The organism is Streptomyces sp. NPDC033174 (genome assembly GCF_055577795.1).
Window position 1 is genome coordinate 185,461 of sequence record NZ_JBVIPQ010000007.1, and the last position, 13,833, is coordinate 199,293.

Annotated in this window: 11 protein-coding genes; 8 read left to right on the top strand and 3 right to left on the bottom strand. The window is 69.1% G+C overall.

From position 1 onward, the window contains the following. Window positions 1-2 precede the first annotated feature (2 nt). The 7 genes from ACZ5VC_RS22810 to ACZ5VC_RS22840 are packed head-to-tail and all read left to right on the top strand — an operon-like array spanning window position 3 to window position 6,806. Window positions 3-1,040 carry an MCE family protein gene (locus ACZ5VC_RS22810; protein WP_469122131.1) on the top strand — a complete coding sequence of 346 codons (1,038 nt, stop codon included), beginning with the start codon at window positions 3-5 and terminating at the stop codon, window positions 1,038-1,040. Beyond that, window positions 1,037-2,020, top strand: a complete 984-nt coding sequence (locus ACZ5VC_RS22815) for an MCE family protein (protein ID WP_469121868.1) — start codon at window positions 1,037-1,039, stop codon at window positions 2,018-2,020. Before ACZ5VC_RS22810 ends, ACZ5VC_RS22815 begins: the two co-directional genes overlap by 4 nt. After that, a complete protein-coding gene (locus ACZ5VC_RS22820; protein ID WP_469121869.1) occupies window positions 2,017-3,162 on the top strand; it encodes an MCE family protein in 1,146 nt (381 codons plus the stop codon). The genes ACZ5VC_RS22815 and ACZ5VC_RS22820 overlap by 4 nt, the downstream gene beginning before the upstream one ends. Next, on the top strand, window positions 3,159-4,448 hold the full coding sequence (locus ACZ5VC_RS22825) for an MCE family protein (protein WP_469121870.1): 1,290 nt from the start codon (window positions 3,159-3,161) through the stop codon (window positions 4,446-4,448). The genes ACZ5VC_RS22820 and ACZ5VC_RS22825 overlap by 4 nt, the downstream gene beginning before the upstream one ends. Continuing rightward, window positions 4,445-5,641: an MCE family protein gene (locus ACZ5VC_RS22830; RefSeq protein ID WP_469121871.1), complete on the top strand. Its 1,197-nt coding sequence runs from the start codon at window positions 4,445-4,447 to the stop codon at window positions 5,639-5,641. The genes ACZ5VC_RS22825 and ACZ5VC_RS22830 overlap by 4 nt, the downstream gene beginning before the upstream one ends. Next, window positions 5,614-6,162 carry a hypothetical protein gene (locus ACZ5VC_RS22835; RefSeq protein WP_469121872.1) on the top strand — a complete coding sequence of 183 codons (549 nt, stop codon included), beginning with the start codon at window positions 5,614-5,616 and terminating at the stop codon, window positions 6,160-6,162. The genes ACZ5VC_RS22830 and ACZ5VC_RS22835 overlap by 28 nt, the downstream gene beginning before the upstream one ends. Before the next feature lie 14 nt (window positions 6,163-6,176). Further along, on the top strand, window positions 6,177-6,806 hold the full coding sequence (locus ACZ5VC_RS22840) for a hypothetical protein (protein WP_469121873.1): 630 nt from the start codon (window positions 6,177-6,179) through the stop codon (window positions 6,804-6,806). A 158-nt stretch (window positions 6,807-6,964) separates the two neighbouring features. On the opposite strand, the gene ACZ5VC_RS22845 is transcribed toward ACZ5VC_RS22840, so the two are convergent. Further along, window positions 6,965-8,803 (bottom strand): serine/threonine-protein kinase, encoded by a 1,839-nt coding sequence (locus ACZ5VC_RS22845; protein WP_469121874.1) that lies wholly within the window; start codon window positions 8,801-8,803, stop codon window positions 6,965-6,967. Window positions 8,804-9,448: 645 nt separating this feature from the next. Continuing rightward, window positions 9,449-10,048, bottom strand: a complete 600-nt coding sequence (locus ACZ5VC_RS22850; protein ID WP_469121875.1) for a GNAT family N-acetyltransferase — start codon at window positions 10,046-10,048, stop codon at window positions 9,449-9,451. A 498-nt stretch (window positions 10,049-10,546) separates the two neighbouring features. Here ACZ5VC_RS22850 and ACZ5VC_RS22855 point away from each other — a divergent pair, with 498 nt between their 5' ends. Then, on the top strand, window positions 10,547-11,530 hold the full coding sequence (locus ACZ5VC_RS22855; protein WP_469121876.1) for a phosphotransferase family protein: 984 nt from the start codon (window positions 10,547-10,549) through the stop codon (window positions 11,528-11,530). Between the two features lie 152 nt (window positions 11,531-11,682). Here ACZ5VC_RS22855 and metG read toward each other — a convergent pair whose 3' ends face one another. Next, a complete protein-coding gene (gene metG / locus ACZ5VC_RS22860; RefSeq protein WP_469121877.1) occupies window positions 11,683-13,407 on the bottom strand; it encodes a methionine--tRNA ligase in 1,725 nt (574 codons plus the stop codon). Between the last annotated feature and the right edge of the window lie 426 nt (window positions 13,408-13,833).

Below are 13,833 nucleotides of genomic sequence, written 5' to 3' on the forward strand. Positions count from 1 at the left end.
CCATGACGCGTACGAACGCCCGCTCCACAGCACCCCAGTTGATCAAGCTGGGCATCTTCGCGGTGGTGACCATCGCGGCGACCGCCGTCCTCGCGGCCACCATCGTCAACCTCTCCTTCGCCCCACGGGAGACGTACACCGCCGTGTTCAGCGATGTCACCAGCCTGGAGGAGGGCGACGACATCCGGGTCGCGGGCGTGCGGGTCGGGGAGGTGGAAGAGATCCGGATCACGGACCGGGCGCTCGCCGAGGTCACCTTCAGCGTCTCCCGCGACCGGCCCCTGCTCACCAGCACCCGCGCCGTCATCCGCTACCGCAGCCTGGTCGGGCAACGGTACGTCGCCCTCACCGAGGGCGCGGGGAACGGGAAGCGGCTCGCTGCCGGAGGCCGGATCCCCCTCTCCCGTACCGAACCGGCGCTCGATCTCAACGCGCTGCTCAACGGGTTCAAGCCACTGTTCGCCGCGCTCAGCCCCGAGGACGTGAACCAGCTCGCCACCGAGATCGTCAAGACCCTCCAGGGCGAGGGCGGTACGGTCCGCAGCCTGCTCGCGCACACGGCCTCGCTCACCACGACCCTGGCCGAACGCGACAAGCTGATCGGGTCCGTGATCACCAACCTCAACACCGTCCTGAAGACGGTGGACCAGCGCAGTACCCGCTTCTCCGGCCTGATCACCCAGCTGCAACGGCTGATCTCGGGTCTCTCGGCCGACCGCAAGCCCATCGGGGAGTCGCTGGCGGGCATCAATGGCCTCACGGAAGCCACCTCAGGCCTCCTCAAGGACGCCCGGCCGCCGCTGAAGACCGATATCGCCGAGCTGGCCGAGCTCACCGGAACGCTGAACGGCCACGAGAAGACCGTGGAGGGTGTCCTGCAGCGGCTGCCGAACAAGCTCGACAAGCTGACCGGCACCGCGTCGTACGGCTCCTGGTTCAACTTCTACCTCTGCGACTTCGACGGCCGGATCGTGCTGCCGAAGACGAACGAGGTCATCACCCCCGAGCTCCACGTCGCCCGGGCGAGGTGCGGCCGGTGATCCCCTTCCGCGAACGTAATGCTGTGACGATCGGGGCGGTCGGCCTCACCACCCTCGCGCTGCTGATCGCCGCCGCGTTCAACGTCGAGAGCCTTCCGCTGATCGGCGGCGGCGACACCTACAGCGCGGCCTTCTCCGAAGCCGGCGGGCTGCGGCCCGGCGACGAGGTACGGATCGCCGGCGTCAAGACCGGAAAGGTCGAGGATGTCGAGCTGGCCGGCGACCACGTCAAGGTGACCTTCCGGGTCGACGGAGACCCGGAGCTCGGGACCAGCACCGGCGCGTCCATCCGCATCAAGACGATCCTGGGCGCCAAGTACCTCGCCCTTCAGCCGGAAGGCACCGGCCGGCTGAAGCCGGGCAGTGAGATCCCGCTGAGCCGGACCGTCCCGGCGTACGACGTGGTGGAGGCCTTCAGCGACCTCACCACCACCACCGAACAGATCGACAAGCAGCAGCTGGCCACGGCCCTCGACACCCTCTCCACCACCTTCGAGGACTCGCCCGCCGAGGTCAAAGCCTCCATCCAGGGGCTTTCGAAGATCTCCCGCACCGTGGCTTCCCGCGACGAGGCGCTGCGCGAACTCCTCGACCACGCGAACGGCGTCACCGGTGTACTCGCCGCGCGGAAGGGGGAGTTCAGCAAGCTGATCAAGGACGGCGACAAGCTGTTCAAGGAGATCGACTCCCGGCGAAAGGTCATCCATGCGCTGCTCACGAGCTCCGTCGCCCTCGGCATCCAGCTCTCGGGCCTCGTCGAGGACAACCGCGCGGCGATCGGGCCGGCGCTCACCCGCCTGAACACCGTGGTCAAGATGCTGGAACGCAACCAGGCGAGCCTCGACCGCAGCGTGCAGCTCCTCGCCCCCTTCGCCAGGGTCTTCACCAACACCCTCGGCAACGGCCGCTGGTTCGACAGCTACATCCAGAACCTGGCCGCCCCCACACCGGTGACCCCACGGACAGGAGGATCACGATGAACAAGCGGATCATCCGCGGTATCGCGCTCGGCACTCTCCTCGTCGTGGCCGCGGTTCTCGCCGTCGTGTACCTGCCCCAGGAGCCCATGGTCCGGGTGACCGCCTACTTCCCCCGTACGGTCGGCATCTATCCCGGCTCCGACGTGCGCGTACTCGGCGTCCGCATCGGCGAGGTCAAGGAGATCAGGCCGGAGGGCGACCGCGTGCGCGTCGAGCTGGAGTACGCGGCCGAGTACAAGGTGCCGCCCGACGCCAAGGCCGCGATCATCAACTCCTCGGTGGTCAGCGACCGTTACCTCCAACTGCTGCCCGTCCACCGCGGCGGCCCGGCGATGAAGAGCGGCGCCGTCATCCCCCTGCACCGCACGGCCGTGCCCGTCGAACTGGACCGCGTCTTCGACAGCCTCCGAACGACCTCGGACGCGCTCGGTCCCCAGGGCGCCAACAAGGACGGTTCGCTGTCCCGGCTGCTCGCCGTCAGCGCGGACAACCTCCAGGGACAGGGCACGCAGCTCCACCAGACGGTCGAGGACCTCTCGCAGGCCGTCACCACCCTGTCCGACGGGCGGCAGGACATGTTCGGGACCGTACGGAACCTCCAGGTCTTCACCGCCGCGCTGGCGGCCGACGACGCCTCGGTCCGGTCGTTCAACGTCAGCCTGGCCAAGGTGGCCGAGCAGCTGGCCGGGGAGCGCAAGGACCTCGCCGCGGCGATCACGCACCTGGCGGCGGCACTCGCCGACGTGTCCGACTTCGTGAAGAAGAACAGGAAGGCACTGACCGCCGATGTGAAGGGCCTCTCCAAGGTGACCAAGGTGCTGGTCACGCAGCGCGCCGCCCTCGAAGAGCTCCTCGCCGTCGTCCCCGCCGGTCTCTCCAATCTGCAGAACGCGTACAACCCGGCCTCCGGCACCCTCGACACCCGCAGCAATCCCGAGCAGCTCCAGGACCCGGCCGCGTTGCTGTGCTCCTTGTTGAAGACGACCGGAGAGAAGGGCACGGACTGCCGGAACCTGAAGAAACTGTTCGACTCCCTGCCCGAGCTGCCAAAGGGCGACCCGGTCACTGGAGCCGCGCTTCCTGTGAGCGGAGCGCCCTCGATGGACAAGACGCTCGGCGGAATCCTGGAGGCCCGTACATGAGAGCTCCCCGCAAGGCCGCGCTGTGGGTCGCCGCCGGCTCACTCCTGCTGACCACCGGCTGCGAGTTCAACGGCCTCTACGACGTTCCGCTGCCAGGCGGCGCGGCCGCCGACGGCAACAGCTACCGGGTCACGGTCGAATTCCGGGACGTCCTCGATCTCGTACCGCAGTCCACGGTGAAGGTGAACAACGTCACCGTCGGCGCCGTCGAGAAGGTCGAACTGGTCGGCTGGCATGCCCGCGTCCGGCTGCGCGTCGCAGACTCCGTCAAGCTGCCCGGCAACGCGATCGCCGAACTGCGGCAGACCAGCGTGCTCGGCGAGAAGTACGTGTCGCTGTCGGCACCGACAGCCGAGAAACCGGTCGGCAGACTTGACGACGGCGCGAGGATCGCGCTGTCCCGCTCCGGCCGCAACCCGGAGATCGAGGAAGTTCTGTCGGCCCTGTCGGCCCTGCTCAACGGCGGTGGCGTCGCTCAACTCAAGACCATCACCACGGAGCTGAACAAGGCGCTGGAGGGCCGGGAGGACCGGGTCAAGTCCCTGCTCGGCGAGCTGAACACCCTCATCGGTGGCCTCGACGCCCAGAAGAAGGAGATCGTCCGCGCACTGGAGGGCATCGACAAGCTGTCCGCCACCCTCGCCAAGGAGAAGAAGACGATCGGCCAGGCCCTCACCACTGTGCCGCCCGCGCTGAAGGTGCTTGCCGACCAGCGGACCAAGCTGACCGCCATGCTCACGTCGTTGTCCGAGCTCGGCAAGACCGGTACGAAGGTGATCAACGCGTCGCGCGCCGACGTGATCGCCAATCTCCGCGCCCTTCAACCGACCCTCCGCCAGTTGAACAAGGCGGGCGCCGATCTGCCCAACGCCCTTGAGCTCCTGACGACTTATCCCTTCCCACGGAACGTCGCCGACGCGATCAAGGGGGACTACGTCAACCTCAAGGTCACCGCCGATCTCGATGTGCGCAGCGTCTACGGCAATCTGGCCGACGAGCCCACGAAGCCCGGAGAGCAGCCCAGAAGCCCCGCGACTCCCCGGCTGCCCGGGCTCCCCACCACTCCCTCGCTCCCCGGCGTCCCCACCCCCGCGCCCCCCAAGGTCCCTCTCCCCTCGAGGACCCCCAGCGCTCCGGAAGCTCCCCGCGGCGACGCCGATCTCGAGTGCCTGCCGCTCTGCACACCGGCCGATCCCGTCTCGTACCACCGTCAGGGCGACAACCCCTTCCCGCCCGGCGTCAACCTGGCCCTCGCCGAGCTGCTGATGAAGGGACTGGTGCCGTGATCACCCGTACGGTCAAAGCCCAGTTGCTCGCCTTCGCGCTCATCACCGCCGTCGGCGTGTCCTACGTCGGTGCCGAGTACACCGGCCTCGTCGACCGCCTCCTGAACCGCGGTTACACCGTACGGGCCGAATTCGCCGACTCCGGAGGCATCTACTCCGGCGCCGAGGTCACCTACCGAGGGGTACCCGTGGGCCGCGTGGGCGAGCTGCGGCTGACCGCGTCCGGCGGCGTGTCAGTGGCGCTCCGTCTGGAGGACTCACCCACCATCCCGGCGGACAGCCTGGCCGTGGTGGCGAACCGCTCGGCCGTCGGCGAGCAGTACGTGGATCTGCAGCCGCGCTCCGCGAACGGCCCCGAACTGCGGGACGGCAGCACCATCCCGCGCCGGAACACCCGGGTGCCGGTGCCCACCACCGAGATGATCCTGAGCCTGGACCGGCTGGTCGAATCGGTGGACAAGCAGGACCTTCGGATCTCTGTCGACGAACTCGGCAAGGCGTTCTCCGGCACCGGCCCGCACCTGACCCGGCTCGTGGACTCGGGCAACGCTCTCGTCGAGTCGGCGTCCGGCGCGCTTCCCGAGACGATCGCGCTGATCGAGGACTCCAGGAAGGTCCTCAAGACGCAGGCCGACCAGGGCTCCTCGATCACCTCCTTCTCCCGCGATCTGGCGCTGCTCACCGCACAGTTGAAAGCGAGCGACGGGGACCTCCGCGCCCTGACGGCAAGCGGCACCTCCGCCGCCCGGGAGGTCGACGCGCTGATGAAGGACAACAGGCCGCACCTCCCGGTCCTCCTCGGCAATCTGATCAGCGGCGGCCAGATCACCCTCGCCCGGCTGCCCGGCGTGGAACAGACCCTGGTCACCTTCCCCGTGGTCGTCGCGGGCAGCTACACCGTGGTCCCCGGCGACGGCACCACCCACTTCGGCATGGTCGTCAACGCCGACGACCCGCCGCCCTGCCGTCAGGGATACGGCACCACCCAGCGCCGCGACCCCGCCGACACCTCCGACCGGCGGGCCAACACCGACGCCCACTGCGCGGCCCCGCGTGGCGGCAAAACGTCCGTACGCGGCGCCCAGAACGCTCCCGCTCCCGGAAGGTCCGTCCAGATCGGCTCGACGGGCGGAGCACAGACCGTATTCGGAAAGGACTCCTGGCAATGGCTGCTCGTGGGACCCATGGCATGAACGGCATGACCGGTGTACTCCTCACCCACGCGGCCAGGCCGCTGCGCCACCGGTGGGCCGGGGCGGTACTGGCCGTCCTGGTCGCCGTCCTGACGGCCGCCTCGGGCTGGCTGGGTGTTCGGCTGTACGAGCGCCACGAGGAGGACCGGCGGCACCAGGACATCCTGGCCGCCGCCCGCCAGTCGGCGCTCAACTTCACCTCGCTCGACTACCGGCACTACGACCGTGACAGCAAGAACGTCCTGAATGGCGCGACCGGGGACTTCAAGAAGCAGTTCGCGGCCCAGACCACGCAGCTGACGAAGATCGTCGCCGACAACAAGTCGGTGTCCGATGGGCAGATCCTCGACGCGGGCATCGCGCGGGCCGACGAACGCACCGCCCGCGTGCTGGTGGTGGCCGACAGCAAGGTCACCAACGTCGCGGCCCCCGGGGGCACCTCCCGAAACTACCGCCTTCAGCTCGACCTCGTCCTCGAGGACGGGCAGTGGCTGACGTCCAACGTCGAATTCGTCGGCTGACAGGAGACAGAACCGTGGCGAACACGACCCTTCGAGCGGCGACCCTCCGCGCCGCCGCCAAACGCGCCGAGAGGGCCGCACGGCAGCCGAACGAGCCCGAGGCCACCCCGGAACCCAAGCCGACCTCCCGGACGGGCGGTCACCCCGGCCGGCTCGGCGCGGTTCTCGCCGTCCTGGTCGTACTGGCCGTGGCCGCCACCGCCGTGCTCGGCTGGAAGTACCGAGAGGCCGAAGACACGGCCCAGGCACGCACGTCCGCGCTCACCGCGGCACGCAATGCTGCCCCGGCTGTCCTGTCGTACGACTACCACCACCTGGACCACGACTTCGCCGCGGCCCGCTCCCACCTCACCAACCCGTTCCTCGACGAGTACGCCAAGACCACCCGGACCGTGGTCGCCCCCACCGCCAAGCAGTACCGCGGCGTGGTCAGGGCCACGGTCGCGAAGCCCCCGAGCGGCGACGCCGCCCCGGCGGCGTCGGTGGTGTCGGCCTCCCCGGAGAAGGTCGTCGTCCTGCTCTTCGTGAACCAGCTCACCACCAGCACACAGGTCTCCACCCCGCGCCTCGACCTCAACCGCGTGCGGATGACCCTCGTCCCCACCCCCCAGGGCTGGAAGGTCAGCGCCCTGGACGCGCTGTAGCCCGAAGAACCTGGGGGACCGGGCGGTCGCTGCCCCGGTCGTCGCCGACGTGACAGGGCTCTCGACAACGGGCCCGACGCGCGTCCGGCGCAGTACTGCGCGGAGCGGCCGTCACGCGGGCGGGGCGCCTCGCCGCCAGGGGGCGCCCTCTCGCGTGACTAGTCCTCCTTCACGTCCTCGGCATTGCGCCAGATCGTGAGGTCGAGCTTGATGTACGTGCTCGACTCCTTCGCGCCGGACTTGCCGTGGTAGGTCGCCACCGAGATGTGGCCGGCCTTGCTCAGCACGCAGATCTGCGATCCGTCCGTGAGCTGGTCGAGGCCGATCTTCTCGGTGAATCGGGTCACCGCGCGACAGGTCTTCAGCGAGCCCTTCTCCGAGTTGTCAAGCAGGACGAGCTTCCCGTTCGCGGAGCCCACGTTCTCGTCCCCGAAGAGGGTGTCCCGGTAGTAGTAGAGGTCCGCGTGTCCGTACATCACGCCCGCGCCGCTCGGCTCTTCGGCCGGGCGCGGTGGGTTGTCGGCCAACTTCAGCTCGTGGTTCTGCGGCACGTCGATGCCCTGGTACGAGACCGGTTTCGGGTCGGCCCGCTTCTGGGCCGCTCCCGGCGAAGCGCTGCCGCCCGTCGCGCCGCTACTGGAGGCCTTGGAGTCGCCGGCCTTGTCCTTGTCGTCCGGCAGCAGGGAGCCGATGACCGCGAGCCCGATCACCGCTGCCACGATGGACCCGGCGACGATCAGCCCCGTCCGCTTGCGGCGGGGCGGCTGCGGCGGCGCGAGTCCCGGGGCGTGGAAGGCCGGCGGCGTGCTGTAGCCCGGCGCGTGCGTGGGCTGCGTCCGTGAGGGCTGCGGGTACGGAGGCTGCCCGTAGGGGGGCGGCGTCCGGTAGCCGGGCGGCACCGTGCCGGGAGCGGGCTGCGCCGGAGCGGCCTGTGTCGGTGCGGCGGCCACACCGGCCGGCGTGTGCGGGGACGCGGCGGCGGGCGCCGGAGGCGTGCTCGGGGCCGGCGGCTGCGGGGAGACCTCGGTCGGCGTGGGGGGCGTACCCGGCGCCGCGGTCGGCGGCTGCGGCGGCGGTGTGGGCGCTGGGGCGGGCAGTTGGAGCCGCTCGGTGATCGAGCCGGCGACGGCCCGAGGCAGCCAGTCCTCGCCCTGGCGCAGCGGTTCGTCCGCGGCCCCGTGGCACAGCTCGATGATCTCGGTCAGGGTCGGGCGGTCGGCCGGGTCGCGGCTGAGGCAGCGGGTCACCACGGGCCGCAGTTCCCCGGGCAGCCCGCTGAGGTCGGGGTCCTCGTGGACGATTCGGTAGAGCACCGCGTGCGAGGGCCCGTCGCCGTAGACGGAGGCCCCGATGGCGGCGAAGGCCGCGATCTGGCCGAGGGCGAAGACGTCGGTGGCCGGGGTGACCGTACCCGCCGAGGCCTGTTCGGGCGCCATGAACGCCGGGGTGCCGACGCTGACGCCGGTATTGGTCAAGGCGGTGCTGTCGGCCGCCCGGGCGATGCCGAAGTCGATGACGCGCGGGCCGTCGGAGGCGAGGAGGACGTTGGCGGGCTTCAGGTCCCGGTGGACGATGCCCGCGCCGTGGATCACGTGGAGGGCCTCAGCTACGCCGACGATCAGCAACAGCACGCTGCGCGTGGGCAGTCCGCCGTGCAGGGCCACGGCGTGGGCGAGCGAGGGGCCGGGCACGTAGGCCGTGGCCAGCCAGGGCTGGGGGCCCTCGGTGTCCGAGTCGATGACCGGCGCCGTGTAGAGGCCCTGGACCCGCTGCGCGGCCCGCACTTCCTGCTGGAAGCGGCGCCGGAACTCGGGGTCCTCGCTGAACTCGGCCCGGATCACCTTGATGGCGATGGGCCGGCCGCCCGGCGTGTAGGAGAGGTACACCTTGCCCATGCCGCCCGCGCCCAGGACGGCTGCCAGGCGGTAGCCGCCCACGACGGCCGGGTCGTCGGGCTTGAGCGGTTGGAAGAAGTCGGCCGAAGGTGCACTGCCCATAAGGAACCATCCCCCTGCTAGCGGCGATTCGGCTCCCACCGACGCCCGAAGTCAACCGCGAGGGTACCCAATGCCCGGCCCGCCCGGTGCGCCGCAACCGGTGCCGGCGCCCGGAGCCCGGCGGTGGTTGACGAACTCGCTGAGCTCGCCGGCTGACAGGGGCAGGGCGCCTCCCGTTGGAGTGAGCCTGCTCCGGTGCTCGTTCGGTTGATTGGGCGTCTGCGGATCTATGGGCGAGGATCTCTTTGGTTTTGCGGCCACACCGATCCGGAATGGATCGGTCTGCGGCCTGGCGGGTTACCGCGGCAGGGCAGGTGCCCCGGATGGCGTCTGCCCGGCTGCGGGGAGTGGGGGCCGATGCGCTGAGGGCCGCTGCGCGGGCAGGTGCCGACGTGTGCTGACCGTCGGCCCGTCGCCGTGGATCCGGTCACAGTGGCGGTGGTCCTGGTCGGCTGCCGAAGGTTGTTGCGTAGGCTGGCGGCGTCGTCGTGGCGGGGGAGCGGGTGAGGTTGCTCAGCCCCTCCGAAATCAACTGACGATGCGTCGGAAAAGTCCGGTCGCTCCTCAGCGTTCTGCTGCGTCACGTCTGCTCCTCCAGGGGGGCCAGGATGGGCCGGAAGATCGTATCGACGCCCAGCACGCCGATCAGTGGAAGAGCGGGATGCAGTCAGGCAACCCGGCTATTCCGACAGGCACCACGCTCGCGCAACCCTTCCAGTCGGCCGCCTCTATGACCTCCTCGTGGGCGTCGTAGGGGTGGCCGTCGACGGCTATGCGGTGGACGCCGTTGGAGCGGTAGCCGAACTTTCGGGACACCGCCCGGGAGGCGGCGTTGTCGGCGAAGGCGGTGGAAGTGACGCGAGCGGCGCCGAGGCCGTCGAAAGCGAGGGAAAGGGCGGCGGCGCGCATCTGTGTGCCGAAGAGCATGAGCAGCGCACGGCCGCGCGAGTGGACGTTCACCCACGGCGGGCCCGACCTATGCTCCTCGGGGTGGTAGCCGCCGTCGATGTGCCACCCGGCGTCGCCTGGATCCCGAGGGTGCGGGAACCGGATCGGGATGGTGCCGATGCTCTCGCGTGGCAGCCACCGGCCCGGCCCGACGAGCTGATCGAAGGCTTCGTGAAGTCGAGGCGTGTTCGCGGCCTGACGGAAGGGCTCCTGAGCGCAGTTGCTGAGCCGGATCACCGGCTCGGTCCATGTCTCGGGATCGTCCGGGTCGCAGCCCGTCCCTTGCCAGCATGGCACGGCAATCGGCAGCCACCTCGGAGGGGAAGGCTTCCTCCACTCGGATGAAGCCGTTATCGACGAACTCCTCCACTTGCAGTGCGGAAAGTCCTCTGCTGGACATGACCGTCCTTCTCGACGGGAGTAAGTGCCTTGCAAGAGAAGCCGATTGTCGACTCGCTGTCGAGCCAATTTCGGGTGGCATAACGTCAACCTGTCTGGCTTCGTGACGGGGCGGATGGGCAGCTCGTCCGGGTCCTGCTCACCGCTTCTGACGCCGCCGGCGAACGGTTGGCGGGCCGGGAGCTTGGCTCGGAGCTAGAGAAGGAGCATGAGGGCAGCGTCAAAGGAGTGCACCTCCTCGACGAGCAGGCACCTGCGGACACATACAGATAGTTACCGGCGGCCGATCGGGTCCTAGCGATCGCGCGCGAGGTGGTGCCAGCCACCCGGTTGATCAGCCCAGACTCGGACTGGAAATCCGTCGCACAGAGGCTCGGATTCCCTCACTCTTGCAGAATGCCGAACATCGTCACCCCGCGCCTGCAGTACGCCTCCACCGCCGCACGCCCGCGCTGGGGAGACCTTCCACAGGGCGTTCGCCGGCTGATCTCACGGCACCTGGGCGGGGCAGTGGACGCAGGGGCAAGCGCAGGGAGCGGCTTCACCAGTGGCTTCGCCGCGGTGGCCCACGGGACCAGCCGCACACAGTTCATCAAGGCGGCCAACGGCAAGACGAACGCCGTGATCGCCAACTGCTACCGGCGAGAGGCACTGATCAACCAAGCGCTCCCCGAGGAGGTCCCAGCACCACGCCTCCAGTGGATCGAGGAACAGGACGACTGGGTTGTCCTCGGCTTCGACGCCGTCGACGGTGGCCGCATGCCAGCCGAACCCTGGCAGCCCAACGAGTTGGGCGCCACCCTGAACGCCTACGCCACGACGGCCGAGGCGCTCGCCGCCCCCTCTCCGCAGATGCTCGCACTCGGTCTCAAGCCAGTTGACGACGAGGGTGACTTCACGGACTGGCGTGACCTCCAAGCGGGCAAGACGAAACCGGAAGTCCTGCCTTCATGGGTACCGTTGCGGCTCACGCCACAGCTGGCCGAGTTGGAGAACCAATGGCGGAAGGCCACAGCGGGCAACGCCGTCCTGCACCACGACCTGCGCCAGGACAACGTGCTCATCGACACCAGTGATGCCGCGTGGATCTGCGACTGGAACTGGCCGTGCCTTGGCGCAAGTTGGTTCGACCTTGTTCTACTCCTCGCCACGGCGTTTGCCGACGGCCACGATGCCACCACCTTGTTCGCGGCACATCCCATCACCCACGGAGTCGCTGACGAACAGCTCGACGCAGCCCTTGCCGCGCTCTCTGGCTTCTTCCTGGTCTCCGGCGCGCAGCCCCCGGCGGACTGGTCACCGCATCTTCGTCAGCATCAGACGTGGTGTGGCGAAGTCACTCTGCGATGGCTCGCTGACAGGCGCAGATGGACACTCTGAGGCCGAACGACCAGCGCAACCACAGGTGCATGCTACGCGTGGACCAGACGCCCTCGATTTGGACTTGTGAACGCGATGTCCGAAGACCTGGCCGTGGAATCACGCCCGTACCGTCAGATGAGTGCACAGCAGTACGGGCGTGAGGGATCCGGTCAGGCGCCCTCGGCGCCGCCGAAGCGCTCGCGGTAGGACTCCAGGTCCTCCTCCGTGATCTTCGCGAAGAGGACGGGCGGCACGGTGAACGCGGTGCCGGCCGGGACAGTGTCCAGAGCCTTGGCCTGGTCGGCGGTCACCCAGGTCGCGGTGTCGTTCTCCAGGGCGAAGGCGCCGCGCATGGCGGCGGCCGTGGTCGGGATGAACGGCTCGGACACGACCGCGTACAGGTGAATCAGGTTCATCGCGGTACGCAGGGTCAGCGCCGCGCCCTCCGCGTCGGTCTTGATCTCCAGCCAGGGGGCCTTCTCCTCCAGGTAGGAGTTGCCCGCCGACCACAGCGCGCGCAGGGCGGCCGCGGCCTTGCGGAACTGGAGCGCCTCCATCTGCTCCTCGTACTCGGCAAGCAGGCGCGCGATCTCCTCGCCCAGCTTCGCCTCCGCGTCGCCGGCCGCGTGACCGGCCGGGACCTCGTCGCCGAACCGCTTCCGGGAGAAGGACAGCACGCGGTTGACGAAGTTGCCGAGGGTGTCGGCGAGGTCCTTGTTGACCGTGGCGGTGAAGTGCTCCCAGGTGAAGGAGGAGTCGTCGGACTCGGGGGCGTTGGCGATGAGGAAGTAGCGCCAGTAGTCGCCGGGCAGGGTCTCGAGGGCGGCGTCGGTGAAGACGCCGCGCTTCTGGGAGGTGGAGAACTTGCCGCCGTAGTACGTCAGCCAGTTGAAGCCCTTGACGACGTCGACCTTCTTCCACGGCTCGCGCACGCCGAGTTCGGTGGCCGGGAACATCACCGTGTGGAACGGGACGTTGTCCTTGGCCATGAACTGCGTGTAGCGGACGGTGTCGTCGGCCTCGTACCACCACGACTTCCAGTCGCGCGCCTCGTCGTCGGCGGCGGCGTCGGCCCACTCCTTCGTCGCGCCGATGTACTCGATCGGGGCGTCGAACCAGACGTAGAAGACCTTGCCCTCGGCCGCGAGCTCCGGCCAGGTGTCGGCCGGGACGGGCACGCCCCAGTCGAGGTCGCGGGTGATGGCGCGGTCGTTGAGGCCCTCGGCCAGCCACTTGCGGGCGATGGACGTGGACAGGTGCGGCCACTGGGCGCTGACGGAGGCGATCCACTCCTCGACCTCGTGCTGCAGCTTGGACTGGAGCAGGAAGAGGTGCTTGGTCTCGCGGACCTCCAGGTCCGTGGAACCGCTGATCGCCGAGCGCGGCTCGATGAGGTCGGTCGGGTCGAGGACGCGGGTGCAGGTCTCGCACTGGTCGCCGCGGGCCTTGTCGTAGCCGCAGTGCGGGCAGGTGCCCTCGACGTACCGGTCCGGCAGGAAGCGGCCGTCGACCGGCGAGTACACCTGGCGGATCGCCCGCTCCTCGATGAAGCCGTTCTCGTGCAGCTTGCGCGCGAAGTGCTGGGTGATCTCGACGTTCTGCCGCGAGGAGCTGCGCCCGAAGTAGTCGAAGGCCAGCTCGAACCCGTCGTACACGGCCTTCTGCGCGTCGTGCGCCTGCGCGCAGAACTCGGCGACGGAGAGCCCGGCCTCCTTGGCGGCCAGCTCGGCCGGGGTGCCGTGCTCGTCGGTGGCGCAGATGTAGAGGACGTCGTGACCGTGCTGGCGGAGGTACCGGGAGTACACGTCCGCCGGAAGCATCGACCCGACCATGTTGCCCAGGTGCTTGATCCCGTTGATGTAGGGAAGCGCGCTGGTTACCAGGTGTCGAGCCATCCTTGGATGCTCCATTTCGTACGTACGGCGCCGGTGGCGCTGCCACGGCGGCCCAGGTCGGGAGGCTGCAGCCGACGCGACCACTTGGGTCGCGCAGTTACCGTCACCCATGGTGACGGGATTAGCTGCAAGCGATGGCCAGCGTATCGAAACCGATGAACCAACCATCCGGGATTTCGGGCCGCAGAGACTGAGATGAAGGCGCACTCGGCCGTGCAGGACAGGCGGCCAAGCGAGTCCCGTACGGCCGAGGCACTCAATATTCTAGTGGCGCCCGACTACTGCCCGTGATGCCTGCCTACGGGGGTGTTGCCCGTCGTCGGCGTGGTGACACTGTGCGCGGCTGGCTCCTCACTGAGTCCGGTCGGCCGGCAACTCTGGCATGTCCGGGAGGTTCGCCTTCGGCATCGATGAGGAAGGACCCTA